The sequence below is a fragment of the Clostridium sp. genome (genome assembly GCF_032576335.1).
GTDB lineage: Bacteria > Bacillota > Clostridia > Oscillospirales > Acutalibacteraceae > Faecalispora.
The window spans coordinates 268,603-293,670 of sequence record NZ_JAWFXC010000004.1; the positions used below are offsets into that span (position 1 = coordinate 268,603).

Annotated in this window: 23 protein-coding genes and 1 pseudogene; 22 read left to right on the plus strand and 2 right to left on the minus strand. The window is 44.6% G+C overall.

Annotated elements, in window-relative coordinates; translation table 11 throughout:
* The first annotated feature begins 279 nt into the window (after positions 1 to 279).
* The 3 genes from E7L17_RS06490 to E7L17_RS06500 all read left to right on the plus strand — a co-directional run bounded on the left by E7L17_RS06490 (position 280) and on the right by E7L17_RS06500 (position 3,495).
* Positions 280 to 1,626, plus strand: coding sequence for an ABC transporter substrate-binding protein (locus tag E7L17_RS06490; protein WP_316322440.1), 1,347 nt, complete (start codon positions 280 to 282; stop codon positions 1,624 to 1,626).
* A gap of 115 nt (positions 1,627 to 1,741) precedes the next feature.
* Positions 1,742 to 2,659: a sugar ABC transporter permease gene (locus tag E7L17_RS06495; protein WP_316322441.1), complete on the plus strand. Its 918-nt coding sequence runs from the start codon at positions 1,742 to 1,744 to the stop codon at positions 2,657 to 2,659.
* The gene (locus E7L17_RS06500) at positions 2,656 to 3,495 is read left to right on the plus strand and encodes a carbohydrate ABC transporter permease (protein ID WP_316322442.1); all 840 of its coding nucleotides are present in this window, start codon (positions 2,656 to 2,658) and stop codon (positions 3,493 to 3,495) included. The genes E7L17_RS06495 and E7L17_RS06500 overlap by 4 nt, the downstream gene beginning before the upstream one ends.
* Positions 3,496 to 3,641: 146 nt before the next feature.
* Here the strand turns inward: E7L17_RS06500 and E7L17_RS06505 are convergent, their stop codons facing one another.
* Positions 3,642 to 4,736, minus strand: a complete 1,095-nt coding sequence (locus E7L17_RS06505) for a LacI family DNA-binding transcriptional regulator (protein WP_316322443.1) — start codon at positions 4,734 to 4,736, stop codon at positions 3,642 to 3,644.
* Positions 4,737 to 5,071: 335 nt separating this feature from the next.
* Between E7L17_RS06505 and E7L17_RS06510 the strand changes: the two genes are divergently transcribed.
* The 14 genes and pseudogenes from E7L17_RS06510 to E7L17_RS06570 all read left to right on the plus strand — a co-directional run bounded on the left by E7L17_RS06510 (position 5,072) and on the right by E7L17_RS06570 (position 18,797).
* On the plus strand, positions 5,072 to 6,190 hold the full coding sequence (locus E7L17_RS06510) for an enolase C-terminal domain-like protein (RefSeq protein WP_316322444.1): 1,119 nt from the start codon (positions 5,072 to 5,074) through the stop codon (positions 6,188 to 6,190).
* Between the two features lie 87 nt (positions 6,191 to 6,277).
* On the plus strand, positions 6,278 to 7,045 hold the full coding sequence (locus tag E7L17_RS06515) for a glucose 1-dehydrogenase (RefSeq protein ID WP_316322445.1): 768 nt from the start codon (positions 6,278 to 6,280) through the stop codon (positions 7,043 to 7,045).
* 48 nt (positions 7,046 to 7,093) lie between these two features.
* On the plus strand, positions 7,094 to 7,759 hold the full coding sequence (locus E7L17_RS06520; RefSeq protein ID WP_316322446.1) for an RraA family protein: 666 nt from the start codon (positions 7,094 to 7,096) through the stop codon (positions 7,757 to 7,759).
* A 15-nt stretch (positions 7,760 to 7,774) separates the two neighbouring features.
* Positions 7,775 to 8,107 (plus strand): UxaA family hydrolase, encoded by a 333-nt coding sequence (locus tag E7L17_RS06525; protein WP_316322447.1) that lies wholly within the window; start codon positions 7,775 to 7,777, stop codon positions 8,105 to 8,107.
* A 93-nt stretch (positions 8,108 to 8,200) separates the two neighbouring features.
* On the plus strand, positions 8,201 to 9,418 hold the full coding sequence (locus E7L17_RS06530) for a UxaA family hydrolase (RefSeq protein ID WP_316322448.1): 1,218 nt from the start codon (positions 8,201 to 8,203) through the stop codon (positions 9,416 to 9,418).
* A 201-nt stretch (positions 9,419 to 9,619) separates the two neighbouring features.
* A complete protein-coding gene (locus E7L17_RS06535; protein ID WP_316322449.1) occupies positions 9,620 to 11,023 on the plus strand; it encodes a sugar ABC transporter substrate-binding protein in 1,404 nt (467 codons plus the stop codon).
* A gap of 83 nt (positions 11,024 to 11,106) precedes the next feature.
* Complete coding sequence (locus E7L17_RS06540; protein ID WP_316322450.1) at positions 11,107 to 12,900, plus strand: sensor histidine kinase; 1,794 nt, start codon at positions 11,107 to 11,109, stop codon at positions 12,898 to 12,900.
* Positions 12,890 to 14,170, plus strand: a complete 1,281-nt coding sequence (locus E7L17_RS06545) for a response regulator (protein ID WP_316322451.1) — start codon at positions 12,890 to 12,892, stop codon at positions 14,168 to 14,170. The genes E7L17_RS06540 and E7L17_RS06545 overlap by 11 nt, the downstream gene beginning before the upstream one ends.
* 99 nt (positions 14,171 to 14,269) lie before the next feature.
* Positions 14,270 to 14,695, plus strand: a complete 426-nt coding sequence (locus tag E7L17_RS06550; protein ID WP_316322452.1) for a pyridoxamine 5'-phosphate oxidase family protein — start codon at positions 14,270 to 14,272, stop codon at positions 14,693 to 14,695.
* Positions 14,696 to 15,084: 389 nt separating this feature from the next.
* Positions 15,085 to 16,440 (plus strand): ammonium transporter, encoded by a 1,356-nt coding sequence (locus E7L17_RS06555; RefSeq protein ID WP_316322453.1) that lies wholly within the window; start codon positions 15,085 to 15,087, stop codon positions 16,438 to 16,440.
* Between the two features lie 182 nt (positions 16,441 to 16,622).
* Positions 16,623 to 16,763, plus strand: a complete 141-nt coding sequence (locus E7L17_RS06560) for a hypothetical protein (protein WP_316322454.1) — start codon at positions 16,623 to 16,625, stop codon at positions 16,761 to 16,763.
* 456 nt (positions 16,764 to 17,219) lie between these two features.
* A pseudogene (locus E7L17_RS14955) lies at positions 17,220 to 17,462 on the plus strand (GNAT family N-acetyltransferase); the annotation flags it as partial.
* A 259-nt stretch (positions 17,463 to 17,721) separates the two neighbouring features.
* A complete protein-coding gene (locus tag E7L17_RS06565) occupies positions 17,722 to 17,967 on the plus strand; it encodes a hypothetical protein (RefSeq protein WP_316322455.1) in 246 nt (81 codons plus the stop codon).
* 128 nt (positions 17,968 to 18,095) lie between these two features.
* Positions 18,096 to 18,797 (plus strand): hypothetical protein, encoded by a 702-nt coding sequence (locus E7L17_RS06570; protein WP_316322456.1) that lies wholly within the window; start codon positions 18,096 to 18,098, stop codon positions 18,795 to 18,797.
* A gap of 106 nt (positions 18,798 to 18,903) precedes the next feature.
* Here E7L17_RS06570 and E7L17_RS06575 read toward each other — a convergent pair whose 3' ends face one another.
* Positions 18,904 to 20,154: a hypothetical protein gene (locus E7L17_RS06575; RefSeq protein WP_316322457.1), complete on the minus strand. Its 1,251-nt coding sequence runs from the start codon at positions 20,152 to 20,154 to the stop codon at positions 18,904 to 18,906.
* Between the two features lie 95 nt (positions 20,155 to 20,249).
* Here E7L17_RS06575 and E7L17_RS06580 point away from each other — a divergent pair, with 95 nt between their 5' ends.
* Genes E7L17_RS06580 through E7L17_RS06600 form a run of 5 tightly spaced genes read left to right on the plus strand, consistent with a single transcriptional unit; the run spans position 20,250 to position 25,036 of the window.
* Positions 20,250 to 22,577 (plus strand): xanthine dehydrogenase family protein molybdopterin-binding subunit, encoded by a 2,328-nt coding sequence (locus tag E7L17_RS06580; protein ID WP_316322458.1) that lies wholly within the window; start codon positions 20,250 to 20,252, stop codon positions 22,575 to 22,577.
* Positions 22,574 to 23,413 (plus strand): FAD binding domain-containing protein, encoded by an 840-nt coding sequence (locus E7L17_RS06585; RefSeq protein ID WP_316322459.1) that lies wholly within the window; start codon positions 22,574 to 22,576, stop codon positions 23,411 to 23,413. Before E7L17_RS06580 ends, E7L17_RS06585 begins: the two co-directional genes overlap by 4 nt.
* Positions 23,400 to 23,888, plus strand: a complete 489-nt coding sequence (locus tag E7L17_RS06590) for a (2Fe-2S)-binding protein (RefSeq protein ID WP_316322460.1) — start codon at positions 23,400 to 23,402, stop codon at positions 23,886 to 23,888. The genes E7L17_RS06585 and E7L17_RS06590 overlap by 14 nt, the downstream gene beginning before the upstream one ends.
* A gap of 30 nt (positions 23,889 to 23,918) precedes the next feature.
* The gene (locus E7L17_RS06595) at positions 23,919 to 24,821 is read left to right on the plus strand and encodes a YIEGIA domain-containing protein (RefSeq protein WP_316322461.1); all 903 of its coding nucleotides are present in this window, start codon (positions 23,919 to 23,921) and stop codon (positions 24,819 to 24,821) included.
* 23 nt (positions 24,822 to 24,844) lie between these two features.
* On the plus strand, positions 24,845 to 25,036 hold the full coding sequence (locus E7L17_RS06600; RefSeq protein WP_316322462.1) for a capping complex subunit for YIEGIA: 192 nt from the start codon (positions 24,845 to 24,847) through the stop codon (positions 25,034 to 25,036).
* The last annotated feature ends 32 nt before the right edge of the window (positions 25,037 to 25,068 follow it).

The following is a 25,068-nucleotide window of genomic DNA, read 5'->3' on the forward strand; positions in this document are numbered from 1 at the left end:
AAACTATGGGTACAAAAAATTCTATTATGCGACAAAAAAGCAAAGGTTAATTCATGCCTTTGCGCCTTTCTTTTAATGCCGTTTACATAATACTGCGAATGGCGCAAACAGTTTTATTCGAGCAAAAGCCACCGTAACTCAGCACTAGCTTACAGGTTTTAAAAAGAAATCACTAAAAAGCTTGGGGAAAGTTGAAGAACCAATGACTTGATAGTGGTTTGGTTTTTGGGGAAGACCGGTGAGTTAATGATATGTTTTTTTGAGGAAGGAGATTTGTTCATGAAAAAAGGGTTTAAAAAAGGCTTAGCACTCACATTAGCATCCGCAATGCTTGTTTCTGTAACGGCATGCGGAGGCTCTGCTGGTTCCAGCAGTGGTTCTGCTGCACCGGGAGGCGCCGCCTCTGGAGCGGATAGCGATGCACTCAAGGGCGAGCTGCGTGTTACAACACAGGCATGGATGATGGGTAAATATGATTTTGAGGGGATTAAGGCTGACTTTGAAAAGAAGCACCCCGGTGTAACCGTAGTTTACAACAAGGTAGACAATGCAGACGTTACTACCAACATGCTGCAATGGTCACAGGGCAAAACAAACTGCGATATTGCAATCGGCGGCAGCCGTGAGCACGCCGTGCAGTACGCCGCAAAGGATTACATTGTAGAGTTCGGCGACGACTTCTTTACCGGCGACAACGCCAAGGATAAGTTCTTCCCGGCGTTCCTTGAGCTGGGCAACGTAGAAGGCAAGCAGTACATGATTCCCGTTACCGGTGAAGTGATGTTTATTGTTGCCAACAAGGACTTAATGAAGAAGGCGGGCCTTACCGATGCAAAAGGTAAGGTGGAGGCACCCAAAACATGGGATGAGCTGTACGACTACGCGAAAAAAGCCACGATCACAAAGGATGGAAAAACCGTGCAAACCGGCCTTTCAATTGACTGGGGCACGAACTTTATGACCTATTCGTATCTTTCTGCTTTGCAGGGGATTAAAGGCAACTTCTATGAGTCCGATGGCAAAACCATCGATTTTACCAGCCCAGAGTCTAAGAGCCTGCTTACCAATTGGAACAAGCTGGTAAAAGACGGCTTTACCCCAATTGATACCTTTGCCGATATGGATGCCGGCCGTACCAATTTCAAAGCTGGTAAGGTAGCTATGCTGATGACTGCCGCCTCCCGCTGGATTGAGTGCCAGCAGAATGTAGGCAAAGACAACACTACCGTTATCCCGATTCCCGGAACCGAAACACATGGTTCTTTGGTTTACATTCATGGTGCGGTTATTCCCAAGGCCTCTCCGAAAATTGAACTGGCAAAGCTCTTTATTCAGGAAGAGCTGCTCAAGACCGAATTCCACGTAAAGGCGCTGAATACCTACGGAAAAATGTCTCCCTTGCTCGCGCACTACCAAGGTCTTGAAAATGCAGATTGGCCAACGGTTGTAGAGGCAACCAAGTCTGCCGTTACGACTCCCTTGTATAAAGATTTCTCGAAGCTTGATACCAGTGTGCAGGTTGAACTGCAAAAGTGCATTAAGGGCGACCAAAGCGTAGAGGACACACAGAATAACCTTAAGAAATTAATTGGCACGTTGGATTTAACAACCGGACTCAATAAGTAACATACGCAATTCCTTTCTGGTGTTTGTACAGGGGGCAATTGTTCCCTGTACAAATAACCAGATTGGGTATGGCTGATTTTGCTTACTTTCACATGTAATTGGCGGAGGTATGAAAATGAAAAAAAAGCTTTCCCTCAGCCTCAAAAAACAAGTTCCAGGCTATGCATTTATGCTTCCGGGTTTTCTTTTTGTGGCATTGTACATGGGGTACCCATTATTCCGTTCTCTGTATCTTAGCTTTACGCAATACAATTTCAGCTTTGACCCTAACCCAATTTTTATCGGTTTTAATAATTTTATAAAAATGTTTTCAGATACATACTTTATGGCAGCTCTTTGGAACACATTTATTTTCACGATTGCGTTCCTGCCGGGCGTTATGATTATCTCTTTAATCTTGGCAATGATGCTCGATAAGGGAGTAAAAGGCTCGGGGTTCTTTCGCACCTGTATCTTTCTGCCGGTGGTAGTGCCGCTATCTCTTACGGGTATTATCTTCCAGTGGATTTTAAACGAGCAGTATGGCCTATTGAACTGGTTTTTGGCAGATGTATTACACCAAAACTCCTGGGCGCAAAACTGGTTGGGCGAAGGCAACTGGGCAATGGTAAGTATTATCGTAGTCAGCCTTTGGAAGAACATTGGTATGCTGGTGATTCTGTTTATGGCAGGGCTTCAGGCAATCTCGAACGATATTATGGAGGCTGCTCGGGTGGATGGAGCAAATGCGTACCAGCGCATCGTACATATTACACTTCCTAATTTAAAAGAAAGCTACGTGATCTGTGGTATTTGGGCCATTATTCAGGCGGTAAAGGTATTTGAGCAGCCCTTTATTATGACGCAGGGCGGCCCCGGTACATCTACCTTGGTGCTGTACCAGTACACATGGATCAACGCGTTTAAATATTTTGAAATGGGGTATGCCTCCTCCATCGCTTATTTCATGGGTGTGGTTATTTTGCTGCTCTCGCTCATTAACATGTTCCTAAACCGAGGGGATGACGCAAAGATAAAGAAGGTGAAGGTATGAAAGAAAAAAATCTAGCCGTCAATTTCATTCTTTTTTTAATTTTGCTGTTAACGGCCTTTGTTTTTATCATACCGTTTCTGTGGACGTTTCTTACGTCACTCAAAACCAATGATGAGATCTATGCAGCTACCCTTACCATACTCCCAACGAAAGTAACGTTTGATCATTACATTAAGGTAGTAACCCAAATGGGTGATTTCCTCAAGTATTTTCGCAACTCGGTAGTCGTTTCACTTTGGAGCGTGCTGGCAACGGTTGTATTCAGTGCATCCATGGGTTACGCCTTCTCCAAAATGAATTTCAAATTCAAGAATTTTTATTTGGGATTTGTATTATTTATCTTAACATTGCCCTATGTGATTTATTTGATTCCCATTTATATAATGGAATCAAAAATGGATTTAATCGATACCTCTTGGGGGCTCATTCTCCCTTATATTGCAACCAACCTCCCCATGTCCGTGTTTATTATGCGAGGCCAATTTAACAATGTTCCCAATACGCTAGGGGAGGCCGCTACAATTGACGGCTGCAACAACTGGCAGGTGTTTTCTAAAATCATGCTTCCGGTTGTAAAGCCTGGTGTCGCAACGGTCATCATCTTTACATTTATTAATGTATGGGGCGAGTTTACGTATGGCAGAACGCTTACGGCAACCTCCAAAGCGCAGACGCTGCCGGTTGGCATTACCTTCCTGCGGGACGAAGCCGCCTCTTGGCAGTACGGCACTTTAACAGCAACCATCATTCTGTCCCTCATTCCACTGCTGATTATCTTTTTGAGTATGCAGAAATATTTTATTAGCGGTATTATGGAGGGCGCCCTCAAAGGGTGATGCGATTGTTGGGTAGGCACCAAGACAAAGATTTTATAGAGAATCACCGTTCTAAGAATTTTTAGGCAATAAGAAAACGGTGATTGCAGGAATACATCTGCAGTCACCGTTTTATATAATTGCTGTAGCGATTACGAAAAGCTTCGTTACATATCATCATTCATTTTATTGGAAGAAATGTCACCCTCGTAAAAAGTCAGGTTACTTTTCATAATGATAATTGGCTCAATAAAAATGCTGTCGCTCACAGGGGACTCGTTTTTTACCAAGAAATCAAACAAAGATTTGCAGCCAAGGTACCCATACTGAAAAGGCTTTTTATAGATAATGGCATTCATTACATTTTGCAAAAGCATGTCTCGGTTTTCCGAAAACAAATCGCTTCCAATCACCGTAATTTCTCCCTTGCGGCCGGAATCCAAAACGGCTTTGCAAACGGGTGGGGTATTGGTTGCGGTACAGGAGTAAATCCCACGAATTTCTGTATCCGTTTTCAGTAGTTCGAGTAAATCTTGATACAAATACTCGGGTTCTCTGCGGTTGTAAATGGGAGTAATCTCCATGGGATTGTCAATTTTGGTAAAGTACTGCTGAAACCCACTTACGTTCATGTAGTGAGTTGAAACGGCAATATCGCCTGAGATTACCAGAGCTTTGCCCTGATTCCCAGTAAAACCTGAAATCAGTTCAGCTGCCATACTGCCAGCCATTAGGTCTTGCGCACGTACACAGCAAAGTCGTTTTACCTGTGGTAAGTCCGACACAATGAACACGGTAGGTATGTTCTTGCGGCTAAACTGCTCCATATAATAAGTAAAAGCGGGCGTTTCAACTGCCAGCGTAATCAGGCCAGAGATTTCATCGCTATGGTTTAGGTAAACTTCCTCCAGCATTTTAGGCAGATTGGTAATCGGCCCTGAGAAGCCAAAATCGAGAATTTCAATATTGAATTCGGCAACCTCTGCCTGAAAAGCACGCATACCCTTCCATATATCGCAGTAAAAATAGCGGTTTGTACCCATGGTTGGTAGCGGTAATACAAAGGCAATTTTTAATGGCTTTCTTTTTAGGGAAGAGGCAACATAATTGGGCTTATAGCCCATGGCATCTGCAATAGCAAGAATTTCTTGCCGCACCTTTTCACTAATGCCAGTTTTGTTGTAGAGTGCCTTGTGCACCGTGGAAAGAGATACATCTGCTTCGGCAGCAATGTCCTTTAAGGTTGCTTTTTTATCTTTCATACCGATTCCTTCCGCATAGCTTTCAAACTAGCTGTTAAAATAAATAAAGTGGGTAACCGCCCTTAACAGGCAGGCTTACCGCTGGTTTTCAACAAATAGCGCTGAACATATATACAAAATATAACATAAATAAAGACAGAAAGAAAGGAATTTGGTTGTTGCAACGAATTCTTTCTTTCCAGATAACATTCGGTAAATTCTGATTTTAATAGAGACAAACTGCTTTTATTAGAATCAGTTTACAATACAATTGACTTACATTCCTCAGAATGCTAGAATAGTGGCGAGATAGGGAAAACGTTTTCCTTGCAGCCCGATGAGAAAGGCGGAGCAAAATGAAAATCGTAAAATTCGAATCATGGTGGGTAAAACGGGACCAATGCCTGTTTGACGAAAAGAGAAGAGGCGGCGGCAAAATGCCTTGGGATGTCGTAGTTATTAAACTGACGACTGATACGGGGATTGAGGGAATTGCCACGGCAATGGCGGCACGCTCTGGGCAGGTGACGGAATCGTATTTATGCGAAACCGTAGCACCAATGGTTATGGGGCGTTCTCCCTACGATCGAGAGAAAATCTTCTATGATTTTTGGAATTTAGACCGACACGAAGCGTTTTTCCCCGTATTTCTTCCCGGTTCTGTTGACGTAGCTCTTTGGGACATTTGCGCAAAAGCGGCAGGGCTCCCACTCTACCAATACATAGGCGCTTACCGCGAGAGCCTGCCGGTTTACGCGAGCAGCCTGTTTTACGATTCAGTGGATACCTATGTAAATGAGGCTCTTTATTACAAGAATAAAGGCATTCCCTTTTACAAGGTGCACCCGCCGGGCCCCTATGAATTTGATATGGAAATTCACGAGAAGCTGAGAGAAGTTCTTGGGCCAGAGATGGGTTTAATGTCTGACCCCGTAGGTGAGTACAGTCTCGATGAAGCCATTGTAGTTGGCCGCCAGCTTGAGAAGCTCAATTACCTGTGGTTTGAAGAGCCTTTCCGCGATTTTGAGCTATACAAATATAAAACTTTGTGTGAAAAGCTCGATATTCCGATTGCCGCAACCGAAACCACGCGCGGCGCTCACTGGGGGGTTGCACAGGTAATTAATCAGCGTGCGGCAGATATTGTGCGTGCCGATGTTTCTTGGAAATGCGGCATTACCGGTACACTGAAAATCGCCCATTTGGCAGATAGCTTCGGTTTGCGCTGCGAGGTGCACACCACAACCATGACTTATATGGATATGGTGAACCTGCATGTTTCTTGTGCCATCCGCAACTGCCGGTTCTTTGAGTATTTTGTTCCGGAAGAGAGCTTCCAGTTCCCCATGAAAGGAACGCTCCCCATTGATGAGCACGGTATTATTACCGTCCCCAAAACACCGGGCATCGGTGCGGAATTGGATTGGGAATTGATTGAGCGCAACTGCGTCTCTTATAAAGTATTAACTCTGTAATATACAAAGATTGTCATCTCCTCCACAAAAGAGGAGATGACACCTGTGCTTATTTTGAATGGGAAATCGAAAGGGAGATAAAGCGATATGATGGACTATAATAACATGTTTTCTTTAAAGGGGGAGCGCGCCGTTATTACCGGAGGCGCAAGCGGATTAGGGCTTGCAATGGCACGGTGCATGGTTGCGGCTGGTGCCGAGGTTATTCTTCTTGCCAGAGATGAAGAAAAGCTGAAAACGGCTTGTGAGGAGCTGGGCAGCAGCGCAAGTTATTATTGCTTTGATGTAACGGAAAGTGACCGTGCGCAGGAGATCGCCGAACAAATCAATCGTGAGCACGGCAATGTTACCATTCTGTGCAACAATGCTGGCAACCATTGCAAAAAGCCAATTGAAGAAATGTCTGTCACCGATTTTACGGATGTAATTAACGTTCATGTGGTTGGCGCTTATGCTATTACCCGTGCCTTTGTTCCTCAAATGAGAGAAAATCAGAAGGGCAGCATTCTTTTTACCGCCTCCATGACCTCCTTTATCGGCATGCCATATGTAATGGGCTATGCGGCGGCGAAATCGGCTTACCTTGGAATGGTACGTTCCCTTGCCGCAGAGGTTTCTGCCGACGGGATTCGGGTCAACGCAATTGCACCCGGATGGATTGATACCCCCATGTTCCATAAAGCGGTGGATAACGACCCGCCACGCCAGCAGAAGATATTGGGCAGAACCCCAATGAACCGCTTTGGCGACCCGGAAGACATTGGCTGGGCAGCGGTATACCTTTGCTCTCCTGCCGCAAAGTTTGTAAACGGAGTGGCACTCCCTGTGGATGGCGGCGCTTTGATTGGGTTTTAATTATTATCAAAAGAAATGATGAGAATGAAAACTTAGGAGGGTTTCGCAATGGCACAATGGAACAATGACAAGGAGCTGTTTGCACTTGTAAAGGAGCACTTGTACACTCCTGTTGTAGGAGATATTTTGGATGCTCTCGGCTGCTATCATCAATTTCTTCCGCAGGAGGTACGCCCTCTTCGGGAGAATATGAAGCTGGTTGGCCGGGCAATGCCGGTATTGATGATCGATGTATTTGGTCCGCAGAAAAAGCCGTTTGGCCTGTTAACGGAGGCGCTCGACCAGTTAGAAGAGGATGAAATCTACATTGCAACCGGCGGATCAAAACGCTGTGCGTATTGGGGAGAGCTGCTTACCGCTACCGCCAGAACCAGAAAAGCAGCAGGTGCTGTTGTAAATGGTTGGCACCGCGATACACCGCAGGTGCTTGAGCAGAATTGGCCGGTATTTAGCTGCGGCTGCTATGCACAAGATTCCTCTGTTCGCACACAAGTAGTCGATTTTCGCTGCCCCATTGAAATTGGCGATGTATGGGTGAATCCCGGTGACATTGTGTTTGGGGATATCGATGGTGTTTTAGTGATACCACAGAAATACGAAACAGAGGTATTTGAAAAGGCTTTGGAAAAGGCTGCAGGAGAAAAAGTAGTGCGTAAGGCTATTGAAGATGGAATGAGCGCTACCGCAGCATTTGCTAAATTCGGCATTTTGTAAGAGGGGGAAGCCAGCATGAGCGGTCAGGCTGTTTTTCAAATAGATAAGGCAGACAACGTGGCTACCGCGCTCGAAGCTCTAGAGCCGGGAACCGCCGTAGCACATGGCGACCCGGTGCAGCCCAATGTAACCGTTGCCGAAGATATCCCTACCGGGCATAAGCTTGCACTCTACAACATTGCTTGTGGCGAAAACATTGTAAAGTATGGCGTGGTAATCGGCTGTGCCACACAAGACATTCAAATTGGGAAGTGGGTACATCTTCATAATATGAAAAGTCTGTACGACGCCAGATCCTCCAGCTTGGATGTTGTGACCGGTGCTCCTACCGATACCCACTATGAGTAACTCTGGCAATATGTAGCATTGTTTTTACGCAGGTATTTATAGTAGATACACCCGTCAATCGGCAAAGCAAAGATTACGTTTGGAGAGTATACAATGAAAGAGTATGAGAACATATGCTGGAAGGGTTACCTACGGCAAGACGGCAGAAAAGGAATACGCAATAAACTACTAATTGTTTATACGGTGGAGTGTTCCGCTCATGTTGCAAAAGAGATTGCCCGCCGCACCTGCAACAAAGATGTAGAAGTGGTTGGCTTTGACGGCTGCTGCGACAACGAGTATGCGGTGCGTCTGCTTTTGGCTCTCATCCGTCACCCAAACGTAGGGGCTGTGCTTGCGGTTGGGCTTGGCTGTGAATATGTACAGCCAAAGCACCTTGCTGAAAAAGCGAAGGAATCCGGCAGGGCTGCCCATTGGTTTTTTGTGCAGGAGCAGGGCGGTACAGAGCCGTCCATTGCTTATGGTCTTCGCCACGCAGCACTTCTATTAGAAGCACTCAAACGTACTCCCGTGGTTCCTATGGGATTTTCTGACTTGGTAGTGGGTGCGGAATGCGGTGGCTCCGATTACACCTCCGGGCTTGCCGGCAATGTAGTGGTTGGGCGTTTTTACGATAAGCTGGTCGATTTAGGTGGTACTGCCGTGTTTGAAGAAATTGTAGAGGCAGTGGGGCTCAAAGACCTGCTTGTAAAGCGGGCGGCAAATCCGGGTGCAAAAGAACAACTGGAGCATACCTACGAGAAAGCCTTGGAGTACTGCAAATCGGTTCGCCAATATTCCGTTTCTCCGGGCAATTTTGCCGGTGGACTTTCTTCCATCGAAGAAAAAAGCATGGGCGCTGTGATTAAAAGCGGAAGCCGCCCGATAAGCGGCGTTGTAAAAGTATCGCAGCAACCGCCAGAGCAAGGGCTTTGGCTTCTCGATAGTACACCAGACCCCTACTGGATGGGCTTTGGATATACCAATCCCAACGACAATGAGGGGCTTATGGATTTGATTTCTTGCGGCTGCCAGTTGGTGTTTTTGGTTACAGGGCGCGGGAACGTGGTAGGCAGTGCGGTAGCGCCAGTGTTTAAAATTACGGGGAATAACGCTACCTTTCTTCGCATGCGAGGGGATATGGACTTTAATGCAGGGCCAGCACTCAGCGGGGAAGTTTCACTGGAAGAGCTTTGCAAGGATTTGTGTAAGAGTGTTATCAAGATTTGTTCCGGTGAGCTGACGAACGCGGAGCGGCTTGGCCATACGGAATATTTCATCCCCTATAAATACCAAGAAAAAGATGTGGTAATCAAAAAGAAATGTGAATAGGTGTTCTCGCCGTTAAAGTGTTCGTGCAATCGAGTGTTTGCAAGCACTTTGGCGGCTTTTTTGTGTAAAAAGTAAAAATAGAAGCTAGCATTTATTATTAAATTTAAATCAATTGGGCTTAAATTTTATATTTAATTGACAATTTTTTTAAAGCTTCTATAATTATCTTAAGCTACTATTCTACATAAAGGGGGAGTCTATGTGAGTGAAAAGTTGAAAAACGTCACATATTCTTTCCCGTTTTCTATTTTCTTCTGCCAAAAGAGCAGAAAAAACAGTCTAACCAAAACGCTTTACTCCTTTTTGGGGGTGTTTGCTATTTTGTTGAGCGGCTGTTCCGGTTCTGCTATTACTCCGCCAAGTGAAAGCACGGTGAACAATCCTCCACCAACAACCGTAAAATTTTGGACCTATTGTACCACCCCGGAACGCGATCAGGATTTTCTTCGATTTCAGCAATTGCTTAAAGAGAAGAACCCAGAAATTAAACTTGAATATTTGGGTCTTCCGGGGGATTCATCCACCTTTATGCAAAAGCTGGATGTTGCAATTGCGTCAGATACAGCGCCAGATTTTACAGATTTTTATGATTCAAAATACATAAAGTATGGTTTTTATGAACCACTGGATGCTTTTTATAATACTTGGAGCGAACGGGATACATTGGGCAGTGCCGCCATTGCGCAAGCACGTGCGTATGACCCCAAGCAGCACCGGCTGTATACTCTCCCGTTTTCCATGCAGCCGTGGGGCATGTGGGTACGGCCAGACCAGCTTCAGTCAGTTGGGCTTTCTGTTCCACAAACGTGGGAAGAACTTTTCACGGCGGCTCAAACGCTCACAAACCGTGAGAATGACCGGTATGGCATTGCACTGCGCGGCGGCCCGGGCAGCAGCAATACGTTAGAGGCGCTCATGTATGCGTATTCGGGTATTCCGAATTACTTTGATAAAAATGGCAACTGCACCATTAACAATCCCCTGCATGTTGAGTTTGTGCAGAAGTACCTTGGCCTTTATAACCGCTATTCCGCACAGGATGACTTGGTGAAAGGGTGGACGCAGCTAACGGCGTCCTTTCAGGCGGGTAAGGCTGGTATTATATTTCACAACTTTGGTTCGGGAACCTCCATTGCAACGGCGTTTTATGGCGACCAAACACGTTACCGGGCAGCGGTATTTCCCAAAGCGAAAGACAGTGGGAAGCAAATGCGTTTTGTCGCTATGCGCTCAGTGAGTATGAATTCCAAATCAAAAGTAAAAGATGCCGCCTTTCAGGCGATGACGTTGTATTGCAGTGCAGAAGTGCAGATTCCCCGCTGTAAAACACAAGGGGAGGTGCCTGTCTGTTTAGATGCAAATTTAGCTGCTGGTAAACCGGATGAGCGCCCAGACTACTTATTACTGGCAGAAAAAATAGTGGCAGGGAAAGACGGCTCAGCTCAAATTATGGCTCCGGTTTACTTACCGCAGTACAGTGAGATACAGGCGCAAATGGAACCCAAAATTCAAAAGGTAATGACCGGGAGTCTCTCTGCAAATGATATGCTAGAACAATGGGCCAGCCTATTAGAAGCGGCCAAAAGGGATTTTGAAAGAACTTAACTCCTATTCTTTTTTGAATCGTAACGCAGGCTAAGGCGATGAAACCTAAAAAGAGCTTTATATTTTAAAAGGGGCGCTGGGTCTTGAAAAAGGTATTTCAGAAGCCAATTAAAAAACAGATTATGCTCCTTTTTTTGCCGGTAGTTTTGGCCGCAGTGCTGATTATCGGTCTATTTGCGTACTTTTTTGAAACGAACAATATTAAAAAGAACGCTTCCTTTTTAACGCAGAGTATGGTGAGTCAAATCTCGGTTCTGCTCAATGATAAGATGATGACTGTTTTTACACAGATGATTAATCTTTCAAATAGTCCTGCGGTAAATACCCTTCTTCTTAGCGAAAGCTCCGCGGAGGAAGACTTTAAAAGCCTGATGGCTTGCTACGGCAGTATGGAAGAAATCTACCGCAATTACGACCAAATGGTAGATTCCCTATATTTTTGCAACAACAAAGGGGTGGAGGTAAAGTACTTTGTAAACGACGTTCCTAAGCACATTGGGCTTTCCCTGCCGCAATGGATGAAAAAATACAATTCATCACCTCATGGAGTATATTGGCTAAACGAGCACCGGGATGATGTGTTCCAAACGATGACTCCGCATAAGGTCATCTCTGTATTTCGCCTGATTGGCTCACCGCAGTCTGCCACCAGCGGTATTTTGCTGTTTAATTTGAACAGCAGCTATTTTTCAGCCATACTTGATAACGTTCATGTGTCTGAAAACGGATATATGATGCTCATCAGCAAAGACGGTACGCTACAATCTGCCTCAATGCAAAACCAGTATTGTCTTACGCTTTCCGCAGTGGAAAAGCTCAAGGAGCATTTTGGCTCGAGCGGCAGTATGGCTTTGCAAAGCGTAACCAACCAGCGAATGATTGTAACCTACCAGAGTATTGAGGCAAACGGTTGGTTAGTAGCCGCTGTAATGCCGGAAAGGGACCTTTTGAGCACAGCCGGAGAATTTAAATACATATTGCTGGTGCTGGTGCTAGCACTTATATTACTGGTAATTTGGCTTTCGAATGTACTTGCGCAGAGTATCTCAAAACCAATTGAGTACCTTTCGAATCAGGTCATTAAGTTTGATAATGGAGACATGGGCGTCAGCTTTCAAGTGGATGCCGGCAATGAAATTGGTGTGCTGGCACACGGCTTATCTTATTTAAAAGTAACGGTTACGGAGCTTCTTGCGCAGGTACGCCGTGAGCAGGAGCAGAAAACAAAAATGCAGCTATTGGCTTTGCAAGAGCAAATTAAACCGCATTTTTTGTATAATACCATTGGCTCTATCCGCCAGCTTGTGAACATGCGCAATAACAATATGGCGAGCGATATGTGTGTAGAGCTGGCACGATTTTACCGCCTAGGCATCAGCGGTGGAAAAGAGATTGTAACACTGGAAGAAGAGCTCGACCATGTGGCGAGTTACCTTGAAATACAAAAAATGCGCTATGGCGACGATTTTGAATATGAGATTAATGTAAACGAATCCCTTTTACCCACACAGATTTTAAAGCTAAGTCTCCAGCCATTGGTTGAAAACGCAATTTACCACGGGATTAAAACCAAGGATGGAATCGGTATGATTTTGGTCAGCGGTAAAATCCAAAAAGATAAAATCATTTTAACCGTATTTGACGACGGTGTGGGAATTGAGCCTGAGTCTCTTGAAGATTTACGCAATACACTGCGACTGCCGCCGGAGATAAACCATACCAAATACTTTGGTTTGCGGAATGTAAATACCCGCTTAAAGCTGTATTTTGGGGAGGAATCGGGCGTGGTGTTAGAAAGTGTTCCGGGTGTTTATACGCAGGTAAGCCTTGTGATACCGCTCGCAAAGGATGGGAAAGGGGAATCGTATGATGCATAGGCTTCTCATTGTTGATGATGACCAGATTATTCGAGCAGGAATGAAACAGAGCATCCATTGGGAAGAAAATGGAATTGAAGTAGTAGGTACAGCGAGCAACGGCAGGGAATGCCTGGAGATGATACCGAGCTGCCTGCCTGATATTATTCTTACCGATATAAAAATGCCATTTATGGATGGCGTAGAGCTCATGGAAGCAGTGTACCGCCTTTACCCACACATTAAGGTGGTGTTATTGACCGCATATGGTGATTTTAAGTATGCACAGCTGGCGCTGAACTATAAGGTTTGCCAATATGTAATGAAATACGAGCATAACTCTGAGGTACTTAAGGCAGTGCTCAAGGCGGCTAAGGAATCGGACGACCAAAAAGACAATGTGGAGATGATTAACCGAAGTCGTACATTGCTCAAAAATAAGTTCTTCTACGATTTAGTAGTCAATTATCAAGATGAATCCGATTTTATTGAGCGTGCAAAGCGGCTCCATATTCAGTTTATCAGCCCCGTGTTCTGCGTTGTGTGTATTCATGTAGGGAAGCGCAGTGAACGTGAGGCCGAGATTTTGCTGTGGCAGAAAAAACAGCTCTGCAATAAAATTGGCGAGCTGCTGCAAAGCAGCTTGAACCAGCCGAATATTGGGGTTTATTATTTTGTGGGAGATATCTATTTAAATTTGGTCGTGAACTTCTCAAAACAGCTCTCAGAAATGGAGCAGGAGGTAATTTTCACTCGTTTGGAAGAGTTATTTCAACAGGTAAGAGAAAAGCAAGGCGTTTCGCTGGCGGCGGGTGCCGGATCGATTTGCAATGGTTGCTCTAACCTGTTAAAATCGTATACAGAAGCCACACAGGCATTGGAAATGAAGAATATGCTCGAGTCTCATTTACAGGAGGGGCAAACCCTCGTGCGCTTTGAGGAGCTCAAGAACAGTAGTGTATCTCATGCTGCCGTTTTGCGTCAAGTGCTTTCGTTTATAGAGTCAAATTTCCATCAGGAAGATTTATCGCTTAACCGAATTGCAGAAGAAGTTCACCTTACGCCCAGTTATATCAGCACGCTTTTTAAAAAATATCAGGGGATAAATCTTAGTGATTATTTAATGGAGCTGCGCGTAAAAAAGGCAATGTGCCTGCTAACAGAAACAGAATTTAAGACTTATGAAATATCGGAAAAGGTTGGATATAACAATCCGCAGTATTTCAGCGTCGTTTTTAAACGGATTGCAGGCTGTGCTCCGGGGGAGTACCGTAAAATGAATCGTACCTAATAGGGGCAGCATCTCAAAAGAGTGCGTAAAACGATTGGAATTTGTGCAGCGGATTCATTTTAACAGCAAAACTCGAAGATTATAGCGAGAGGTTAGAATATGTTAAGAGACGTGGAAAAAACAATCGGTAACCTGATTGACAAGCAAAAGATCTCTTTTATAAGCTCAGTGGATGAAAGTGGTTTCCCCAATACCAAAGCGATGCTTTCGCCAAGAAAAAGAGAGGGGATTCGAACCTTTTATTTTACAACGAATACGTCTTCTATGAGAGTGGCACAGTATCGTATGAATCCGAAAGCGAGCCTCTACTTTTGTGATAAAAGATTTTATCGCGGAGTCATGTTGATTGGTACGGCAGAGGTGCTGGAGGATGCAGCAAGTAAAGAAATGATTTGGCAGAGAGGCGACACACAGTACTACCCGGGTGGCGTAACTGACCCAGACTACTGTGTTTTAAAGTTTACGGTAACCGCCGGGCGCTATTATTCTAATTTTCATTCGGAAAGTTTCGAAGTAAAAGAATAGCTGGAATGGTTCATTTCGGTCTTGGCGCCAAACTACGCCTTATTTTGCAGCAAATGAACATGTTTGGGGAAGAAAAAAGCAGCAGTACCTCTTTTCTAAACAGTTTTCATCAATTTGGTTAAAAAAGTCTCGTAAGATATTCCGGATTGATTTTCATAAAATGGTGTGTTATTATTTCAATAATTTAATTCAGTAATTCGGCAAAGAGGCCTCATTCATGGTGCAACCAGCACCGCGAATGAGGCCTTTCTTAGGTGGTTGGCCGGCGATCATCCAAAAGGAATTGCTGCGATATACGTTTTGGTTCCCTTTTAAAGTAAGCGCAAATTCTGCGAAAGCCTAAAAGAGGTGCCAGATACACAATCGAACAATTATGAGGAGGAAAACGAATGAATACAGTAAACTCAGGGGACATCTCTTGGATGCTAACCTCTTCCGCTCTTGTTTTAATTATGACACCCGGCCTGGCCCTTTTTTACGGAGGTATGGCGGGTCGCAAAAATACAGTCAATACCATTATGTCGTCTGCTTTTATTTTAGGGCTTGCTTCCATTCTGTGGGTTTTATTTGGATTTTCCCTGTCTTTCAGCGGGGGAGCCGGTGGAATCATTGGTGATTTAAGCTGGTTTGGCATGAATTTTACAGAGGATACTGCGGCAACAGCGTATGCACCAACTACGGTTTGTTTTGCCGTATTCCAGATGATGTTTGCCATTATTACTCCGGCGCTGATAACCGGCGCACTCATTGGCAGAATGCGTTTTTCCGCACTGATTCTCTTTATCACCCTATGGTCCGTTCTGGTTTACTACCCACTGGCACACATGGTTTGGGGCGGCGGCTACCTCATGGAGCTTGGGGCAATTGATTTTGCTGGCGGCACGGTGGTTCACATTAGCTCCGGTGTTAGCGCTCTTATGGCTGCCATTTGGCTGGGTAAACGGAAAAAGAATGAGATAAAAGAAAGCCGCGCGCATAACATGCCTCTTGTATTTCTTGGTGCAGCGCTCTTGTGGTTTGGCTGGTTTGGCTTTAATGCCGGCAGTGCAGGTGCAGCAAACACTTTGGCGGTTCACGCATTTATGACCACCAATACCGCTTGTGCGGCCGCAATCCTCTCTTGGATGCTGCTTGAAAAATTCCACAAGGGAAAAACCACACTCTCCGGTGTTTCAACCGGCATTGTTGTGGGTTTGGTAGCCATTACGCCCGGTGCGGGTTTTGTACCCATTTGGGCGTCGTTGATAATTGGTGCATTGGTTAGCCCTATATGCTATTTCTTTATTACCGTTGTAAAACCCAAGTTTGGGTATGACGATTCATTGGATGCCTTTGGCTGCCACGGCATCGGAGGTGTTTGGGGTGCCATTGCTACCGGTATTTTTGCAGTGAAAGGTTTTCACCCAGACCCCAGTGCAGATGCAGTAAAATGGAATGGCATATTCTTTGGTCAGAGTGAATTGTTGGTACGTCAGCTTATTGCGATTGGCATTACACTCGTTCTTTCGTTGGTCGGCACCGCCATTGCCTTGGGTGTAACGCAGCTGATCTTCAAACGGATTCGTGTTACTCCCGAGGAAGAAGCGCTTGGGCTCGATTTTAGTGAACACGGTGAGCCAGCCTACCCCGCGTTTGATGGTATCGATTCCCCAGAGGTTGGATATGCTTTTTCGGAAGCAGAGGAGGCACTTACTGAAAAAGCGTACCAGACAGAAAGAAAAAGCGCCGAAACGGTAGGAGGATAAATAACCTTGCGATCTGAAAAATAACAGTTAAACCCATTATTATACTGCGGTTCATTTTTTTATGAACCGCAGTATTTTATAGAGAGAGAAAAGAAAAAAGAGGTATTCCTATCCGTTATTCGGAAATAATAACAGCGTAAGCAAGTCAACTCCACAATAGCAAGAACGACTTGGAGGTTATTATGAACAACGAGAAAAAGAATACCGTGAAAAACAGCAGTGCAAAAGAACAAAATATTTCGGTGAAAAACGCCCAGCAAGCAGTAAACCCGAGAATGGAATCTTGCATTAAACAACCAAGGCAGGATGACAACAGGCACTAAAAAAGCATACCCAAACGGACAAAGACACTTACGGAGCCAGCCGCATCCCATACCGGATGCGGTTGGTTCTGTTTTTAGCCTTAACATAGATTTTGCATTACGACGGTTCCACCTAATTTTGAAAGGGAAAGGAAGTAAAGTGGGAAGAAATATGATAATATGAATATACTCCCAATAAAGAATAAGGTGGAAAGTTGCATGAATAAAATCATGGATAAGAATATGATTTCTCTACGTTCCGCAAAGAATAGCGACCTATTAACAACAATAGAGGCATGGCTTAACAAAGACTATATTAAAAAATGATATGGGGAACCAGAAGAATAGCTGTTTGAAATACGGAATGACAACGGCGAATTTGGATGGTTAAACCATTATATCGTTCTGTATGATGCAATGCCGATTGGTTTTTGACAGTATTATGATTGTTCGAAAACGCCACAGGGATTTGAATGGGACAATGAGCCGCAGGGTACTTTTTGTATTGATTACCTAATCGGGGAAGAACCTTTTCTCAAAAAAGGGCTCGGTAGTATAATTGTTCAGCAGTTGTGTCAACTTATTTGCACACTTGAAAGGCCGATACAAATAATTGCGGACCCTGCTCCAGAAAATGTTGATTCCATAAAATTGCTTAAACGAAATGGGTTTGTTTTGAATTCTACTACCGGTTTATATAAGCTTTCTTTAAAATTGTAATATAACTACACTTTTTTAACGCTTTGAGTAGGCTTTTTACTCAGCTTTTTAATTGGAAAACCAGATTTGATATTAAATATAGCGGCAGAAACGAAGGAGAAGCCATTGCCATTTCGGCACTGGCTTTTCCAAATGCTTGATAGGCCGCTTTTGAAATTCCTGGCATGGATTGTGATTCTTCTTTATATTTTCTAAATGATAAATAATTAGAAATACTTGGTTAACACTAATACAAATATGTGTTAAAGGAGATTGATTCATGGATATGAATGAAAAGTTGGAAAAGACCAAGAAGCTTAACGAGCAGTCTCGCCAGAATGCGTCCAGCCAGAGTTCCTCCGGCATGAACAGCATGAATTCCGATTTACAGGAGGCTCGTCAGGCAAACCAACAGTCCAGCCAGAATGCGTCTAGCAAAAGCTCCTCCAGCATGAACAGCATGGAGTCCGATTTGCAGGACGCTCGTCAGGCAAACCAACAGTCCAATCAGAATAAGTCAAATTAAGCGTATCGAAAAAAGCTCTGCTTCCTTTCATGGGGCAGAGCTTTTTTCTTTTACAACAAATAGAAGCACTAGTATTATTTAGATAAAGTGGACATATAGTTGTAAAAAAGAGGATGGAGGGAAAAGCTTTGAGAGAAAAAGAGTGTACAAATAGCTATTTGTTTTACATATTGGTTTGGGGTGCATTATGGGGAATATTTGAATCTACTGTGGGGTATTTGCTGCATTTAATGTCTTATAGCATAAGCTGGCTTGTATGGTTTCCCGTTGCCTGCTTTTTTATGGCGAATGTATACCGTAAAACAAGGCAGGTGCACACGGTTGTACTGGTTGGCTTTTTGTGTTCCTCCATAAAACTATTCAATCTATTGCTCCCAGGGAGAATTGATAAAGTAATCAATCCGTCAATCTCCATTGTTTTTGAGGCGGCTGCAATGGCTTTGGTTATGGTAAGTTACCGGTATATCACAAATAAAATGCCACAAAAGCTGGCTCAAAAAGTGTTGGTAGCTTTTCTGATTAATACGACTTGGCGTTTGTTTTTTTTGGCGTATTTATTATGGATTGTTCCAGATTGGATTCGGGATGTTTCGGTAATCGCTAATGTTGATAAACTAATCAAATTTATGGTAACGCAAAATCTTATCACTAGCTTTATCGTAGGGGTAGGGTATTATTGGAAGAATAGTATCTTTCGCCCAATTGCGTATTGCGAAAAGCAAATCGCTTCCTTTTCCTACCATATACCGCAAAGGCTTCAACCCATCATAAAGGCCGCAACCGTTTGCTTATTAATGGGAATTACCGTCTCTTTACAAATCATGTTATAGAATAACGGCAAAAGCCTCCTATCGTAGTTTTGATTCTACGGCAGGAGGCTTTTCATTTATTACAAATTTAAGTGTTAGCATGGAACTGCTCATCGTGGTTTGTATTTTAGTTTCCCTGCGGTATACGGGCAATCTGCGTATTGTCTACGGTATTATTTGTTAAGCCTTGCACTGGGTTAGGCTTCGATTCTAATCGGTAGTCTACATTGTATTTTTGCTGGTGCTGCGCAATTACGTTATGGCTAGCAACCATATTTACATCATAATTGATTCGGTTCTGGTAAAGGAAGAAATCGCTGTTTTGTGGGAGCTGTGTTACCGGTATAAAGTTTTCGCGATTCGCGGTCAATAAAATTTGATCATTGAGCACTTGGCGAACATAATCCATAGTATCGTGAAATTGCAGTAGCTTTGGGAAATCACCACCGGGAATTACCTGCTGCCAGTCCTTCTTTTCATATTTATTTAAAAGCTCCACCGCTTTTTGCAAATGGGAGATTTCCTGCTCTAAGTGGAGTTCCCATATCGCTTTTACATTGGGGTCGATTTCATCTTGATAAAAAGAGTAGTACAGGTAACACTCGGTATACTCATGCAGCAGAAGGTTTTCAAGCCAAGTTGCGTTCGGGTCTAGCAGAGAACCATATTGGCTTACATGCTGTTCTTCAATCATTGCAATTTCTAAATAAAGCTGCCGCCCCAAGTCGTTGTAATAGGTGTTGCCAATGTTCATATAAAAGTTCAAGGTTTGTTGTTCACCGGCGGTAATAATAAGGGTATTGAGCTTTGTTCGAATGTCTGCCGTTTTAAAATCAACGGGATTTTTTATAGAGTCAAACGGGAATCGGTGCTCCGCAATTGTCGGGCGGCCGGGTGTAATATCCACATAGCTTTTTACAAGTTGCTGAGCCGGTATTTGAGCGTCCAAATCCAGCAGGTTAGAGTAACGGTATAAATGGTCAAAATCTTCAAGAAGGGCAAAATCCAGTGTTTGCTTTACATAAGCGTTTGGCTCATTTTGTGCCAGCCACGCAGTTAGGTCAACCGCTACATGCTCATAGCCTATCGTGGTTTCGAGCGATGTTTCGTCAATCGGTTTTAACCAATTAATGCGTTTTTGCTGCTGCTGTTCTACACGGCGCAGTAGAGCAAGCTCCCTGCGCAAATCGTTATTTGTACAGTTACGGCTAAATTGGTGCTTAAATAAGATAGACTCTACTTCGATTCCGTTCATAAGGATTATGCGAACCTTTGTGTAGGGGTCTACCGTCATTTTATTATAGGGCTGCGGGTAAACGGAAGCCCAATCTTTTATGCCGTCTAAAACAGAGCTGTGCTTTTCTAAAAATGGATTCATAATTTCACCCCCCTCATTATTTCAATTACATTTTTTCTAAATACTGGGGAAATATACTACTTGAATTGATAAAGTGAAAAAGTGGGTGAATAGAGTTGAACGTAGCAATAGGGAAAAACGTTCCTCGCAAGGATGCGTGGGACAAGGTGACTGGCAATGCACAGTACGTAAATGATTTACCCACCACAGGTGTTTTGTGTGCTAGGCTGCTAACAAGCCCGTATGGGCACGCAAAAATTCGTAAGATAGATACATCAAAGGCATGGGAAGTAAGTGGAGTAAAATCGATATTAATTGGTTCGGAATTTAAAGAGCTACACGGCCCTTTGCTAATAGATCGCCCCGCCTTGGCAAGAGATGTTGTACGGTATGCCGGAGAGCCAGTTGCGCTTGTTGTGGCGCAAACAGAAGCCATTGCCGAAAAAGCGGTAGAGCAAATTGAAGTAGAGTACGAGCCGCTCCCTGTATTGCTAACACCTAAGGAGTCGTTGGCAGAGGGTGCAGTTTTGATACATGAGAATGTAAAAGCATATAAGAGGCAATTGACCGATGTTTGCCCAGAAGAAAAAACCAACATTGCAAGCCACTACCAAATACGAAAAGGGAATGCGCCAGCAGCTTTGAAGAATTGTGAAACAATTGTACAGCAGCATTTTTCACTCCCTCCATCTGACCACTTGGCGATGGAGGTGCGAACTGCCCGCGCCGAAATTAGCGCGGACGGCAACGTGAAAATTACAACCTCCTCGCAGTCTCCCTATGCCGTGCGAAAGCAAATCTCCGATGCATTTGTGGTTCCAGCAGGGCAAATACAAGTAACCGTGCCGTTTGTTGGTGGCGGCTTTGGTGGCAAATCTGCGGTTATGTTAGAAATACTCGCTTATTTAGCCTCCAAAAGTGTTGGGGGAAAGGCAGTTCGACTGATAATAACCAGAGAACAGGACATGGAAGCGGCACCTTGCCGTATTGGTCTGGAGGCAGACGTAACGCTGGGAGCAGATAAAGAGGGATATATACAGGCAGCGCAATTTACCTTTCATGTGGATTGCGGCGCATATACCGATATATCTCCCAATATGGCAAAGGCGATTGCAGTGGATTGTACCGGCCCATACCACATTGAAAATGTACATTGCGATTCCCTTTGCGTATACACCAACCACACCTATTCCACGGCATATCGTGGTTTTGGTCACGATTCCTATACGTTTTGCGTGGAGCGTGCAATTGACCTTCTGGCAAAAAAGTGCGGGATAGACCCGCTTGAGCTGCGTCTGCGTAATGCCATTCACGAAGGCAGCACCACACCTACGCAGGTGGAATATAGCAAGAGCCTGATTGGTGATTTGCCCCAATGCTTAGAGCGAGCAAAGCAGATTACCTCATGCGATTTTACCCCCAAGGTGATGAAAGAAAATACCGTGCAGGCAAAGGGGATTGCCTGCTTTTGGAAGACCGAAAATCCCCCAACAAATGCAATCTCCGGTGCAACCATCACCTTTAATACCGACGGAAGTGTGAACTTGATTACCGGCGTGGTAGAAATGGGAAGCAATGGACAAACCCAACTAGCACAAATTCTGGCGGAAAAGCTGAAAATCTCTTGCGACCAAGTGCATGTAGTTCTGCCAGTTGATACTCGAGTTGCACCGGAGCACTGGAAAACCGTAGCGAGCCTGACTGCATATATGGCGGGCAAGGCTGTGATACGTGCGGCAGATGATGTTCTTTCCCAGCTTCGCAGCAATGGGGCACTGGCTTTGGGGTGTTCCGATGACGATATAGAGGTGGCGAATGGCCGTGTGTTTGCCATTCAAAACCCGGAGCGCTATATTGAATTAAAAGATATTGTACAGGGCTACCAGTCGCCAAGAGGTGAATCAATAGGCGAGCCCGTTGTGGGAAGAGGCGGTATGATGCTCAAGGGCCTTAGCATGCTAGACCCAATTACTGGGAAAGGAATGACAGGGCCTGCGTGGACATTGGGAGTACAAGTGGTGGAGGTAGAAGCAGATATTAAAACCTTTACCTATCGATTAATCTCTGCATTAACCGTAATGGATATTGGCAAGGTGATTAACCCAGAATCGATGCGCTCGATGGTAGCTGGCGGTATGGCAATGGGGATGAGCATGGCGAGCCGGGAAAAGCTAACGTACAATGAACAGGGTATGCCGCAGGCGCCGAACCTTAGAACCTATAAATTAATGCACATAGGGCAGGAGCCGGATTACCGCGTGGAGTTTGTAGAAACCCCCGAGGATGGTTCCCCCTATGGTGTGAGAAGCTATGCGGAGCACGGCACCATTGGCATTCCGGCGGCACTTGGCAACGCATTATCCAATGCGTTTGGGTTTGAGTATACCACGTTCCCGCTGATACCAGAAACGCTTTGGCGTACGTCGCAGGAGGGTACATCGTGATATCATTTGATTTTATCTATTGCCGACCCAATTCATTAAAAGAAGTAGAACAGGCAATGAATCGATTCCAGAAAGAAAAGAAGCAGTTTGCTTTTTACTCCGGCGGTTCGGAAGTGATTACCATGTGTCGTGCTGGGAGTATCCACCCAGATGCACTTATCGATATAAAAAAGATTCCGGAATGTAATGTTCTAAGTAAAGAGAACGGGTTTTTAACAATTGGAGCGGCGTGTACGCTCAATGATATAAGAGAATCCAAGCAGTTTCCCTTATTAGGGTTGGCGTGCGGTCGTATAGCAGACCATACCAACCAGTGTCGTATTACCCTTGGAGGCAATCTCTGCGGAACCATTATTTATCGCGAAACTAGCTTGCCGTTGCTGTTGGCTGATGCAGAAGCAACAACGAGCGGGGCAAACGGGATTCGTAGAGTTCCCTTTGCCAGCATCTTTAATGGGAGGGTGCAATTAAAAGATGGGGAATGGATTGTTCAACTTCACATTCCGGAATGGGCATTAACGACACGTTATGCTCACATTAAAAAAACCACGCAAGAGAAAATCGATTACCCGCTTGTAAATGTAACCGCAATATGGAAAGAGGACGAGCTGCGAATCGCTTTTTCTGGAATATGCTCCCGGCCTTTTCGCAGTGGGGCGATTGAAACGGTACTAAATAACCGAGAGCTATCCCCAGAGGTGCGAGCGCAGAAAGCGGTAAAGCGATTACCGGAGCCCGCTTACCAAGGGGTTGAGGGCTCTGGAGATTATCGAAAATTTGTCTTTCAAAATACGGTGTGTGAATTGCTGGAGGCATGGCAGAATGATACTGTATGAGGGAAAAACAATTGTATCACTTGAAGTAAATGGAGAAACGCACGAAGTAACGGTAAGACCCTCCGATGTTTTGTTGGATGTACTAAGGGAACAGCTTGGGCTTACCGGTGCAAAGCCCGGCTGTAAAAATGGGGACTGCGGTGCGTGTACGGTTATGATTGACGGCTGGCCGGTAAAATCTTGCCTAATGCTTGCAGTAGAAGCACAGGGCTGTAAAATTACCACTGTGGAAGGACTTGGCGGGAACACAGCAATACAAAAAGCATTTGTAACGGCAAATGCCTTTCAGTGCGGGTATTGTACCTCTGGTTTTTTAATGGTTTGCCATGCCATGCTGACACAGCACCCCAATATACCGGAAGAATATGTGGTGGAAGAGTGGCTTCAGGCAAATTTGTGCCGTTGCACCAGCTATAAGGAAATTCGAAAAGCAGTGCATTTGATGTATGATATGGTACAAAATAATGAAACTTAAATTAAATAAATTCACAAGGGAGGGAAGAGTATGCCGATATTTTCTGAAATGATAAGTATAACCTATGCGTGGGCAATTGGGCTGGGCATATTGGTAGGAACCATTGCACGTGCCATAACTCTGGTAGTGGATTACCGGCAAACGCCCACCTACCCAGACGGCCAATTTATTCATTTGTTTGCTGGTTTTATCGCTGCCGCATTGGGAGCGGTTGCCATTCCCGCTTTGCTGGAAAAGGACTATGCCGCCTTTACCTTTTTGGCATTGGCAGTACAGCATTTTCGAGATATTCGCAAAATGGAGCAAGAGAGTTTGGATAACCTCGAATCCTCCGGCTTTGCCCGCCGTGGGAATGCCTATATTGATGGCATTTCGAAAACCTATGAGGCTCGAAACTATATCTCCATGATTTCATCTATGATAACGTCTTCGGTGGTATTGCTAACTGATACGTTCTCTCGCACTTATTCCATTGTCGCTTCGGTTATACTCGGCTTGCTTTCTGTCTTTTTGCTGAAACGCTTAACAAAGGGAAAGAGCATCGGCGATATTTGTGAAGTAAAACAGGGAAAAATCCATATAGAGGGTGGTTCCATCCTGTTTGTGGATGAAGTTTATGTAACGGGTGCGGCTGGTTCCCCCGTCGCAACGGATTTGCTTTTAAACCAAGGTCTGGCCGTAGTTCTTACTCCGAAAAAAGAGCAGTTCCGTGCTACGTTGGAAAACGCAGGGCAGCGGCAAGCCATTCTATTTGAAGCCGCCAGTGCTTTGGGGGTGAAAACCTACCACTATATTAAGCGAAGTATCGAGCACGATAAAATGGTTATTGCAATGGTACCAGTAGACCGCGACATGGGGCGAATGATTGCTGCTATCAAGAGCACTCCCGTGCTTGAAAACAGCCGTAAAGTTCGCAGAATTATGTCCCGCTGACGCTTTTTGAGAGGAGAAAGAATATGACCAATGACCCACAAATTCTGGTGTATTTTTCGAATAATCCAGAGCAAATTGTTGGAGGTGACCCGTTGTGCCTTCATATTGAAGATTTAGCACAGCGGGAGCAAATGATTGTTCAAATGGCTAAAATGTTTGAAGCGGGAATCGCCCGCTTGCCGAATGGAGACACAATGATTGTACTGGGAGTCTAGCTTTATTTCATAAGAAAAAAATAAGATAATAT

Coding starts and splice junctions, on each gene's coding strand:
- E7L17_RS06490 (WP_316322440.1), top strand. CDS start 280: ATGAAAAAAGGGTTTAAAAAAGGCTTAGCACTCACATTAGCATCCGCA.
- E7L17_RS06495 (WP_316322441.1), top strand. CDS start 1,742: ATGAAAAAAAAGCTTTCCCTCAGCCTCAAAAAACAAGTTCCAGGCTAT.
- E7L17_RS06500 (WP_316322442.1), top strand. CDS start 2,656: ATGAAAGAAAAAAATCTAGCCGTCAATTTCATTCTTTTTTTAATTTTG.
- E7L17_RS06505 (WP_316322443.1), bottom strand. CDS start 4,736: ATGAAAGATAAAAAAGCAACCTTAAAGGACATTGCTGCCGAAGCAGAT.
- E7L17_RS06510 (WP_316322444.1), top strand. CDS start 5,072: ATGAAAATCGTAAAATTCGAATCATGGTGGGTAAAACGGGACCAATGC.
- E7L17_RS06515 (WP_316322445.1), top strand. CDS start 6,278: ATGATGGACTATAATAACATGTTTTCTTTAAAGGGGGAGCGCGCCGTT.
- E7L17_RS06520 (WP_316322446.1), top strand. CDS start 7,094: ATGGCACAATGGAACAATGACAAGGAGCTGTTTGCACTTGTAAAGGAG.
- E7L17_RS06525 (WP_316322447.1), top strand. CDS start 7,775: ATGAGCGGTCAGGCTGTTTTTCAAATAGATAAGGCAGACAACGTGGCT.
- E7L17_RS06530 (WP_316322448.1), top strand. CDS start 8,201: ATGAAAGAGTATGAGAACATATGCTGGAAGGGTTACCTACGGCAAGAC.
- E7L17_RS06545 (WP_316322451.1), top strand. CDS start 12,890: ATGATGCATAGGCTTCTCATTGTTGATGATGACCAGATTATTCGAGCA.
- E7L17_RS06550 (WP_316322452.1), top strand. CDS start 14,270: ATGTTAAGAGACGTGGAAAAAACAATCGGTAACCTGATTGACAAGCAA.
- E7L17_RS06555 (WP_316322453.1), top strand. CDS start 15,085: ATGAATACAGTAAACTCAGGGGACATCTCTTGGATGCTAACCTCTTCC.
- E7L17_RS06560 (WP_316322454.1), top strand. CDS start 16,623: ATGAACAACGAGAAAAAGAATACCGTGAAAAACAGCAGTGCAAAAGAA.
- E7L17_RS06565 (WP_316322455.1), top strand. CDS start 17,722: ATGGATATGAATGAAAAGTTGGAAAAGACCAAGAAGCTTAACGAGCAG.
- E7L17_RS06575 (WP_316322457.1), bottom strand. CDS start 20,154: ATGAATCCATTTTTAGAAAAGCACAGCTCTGTTTTAGACGGCATAAAA.
- E7L17_RS06590 (WP_316322460.1), top strand. CDS start 23,400: ATGATACTGTATGAGGGAAAAACAATTGTATCACTTGAAGTAAATGGA.
- E7L17_RS06595 (WP_316322461.1), top strand. CDS start 23,919: ATGCCGATATTTTCTGAAATGATAAGTATAACCTATGCGTGGGCAATT.
- E7L17_RS06600 (WP_316322462.1), top strand. CDS start 24,845: ATGACCAATGACCCACAAATTCTGGTGTATTTTTCGAATAATCCAGAG.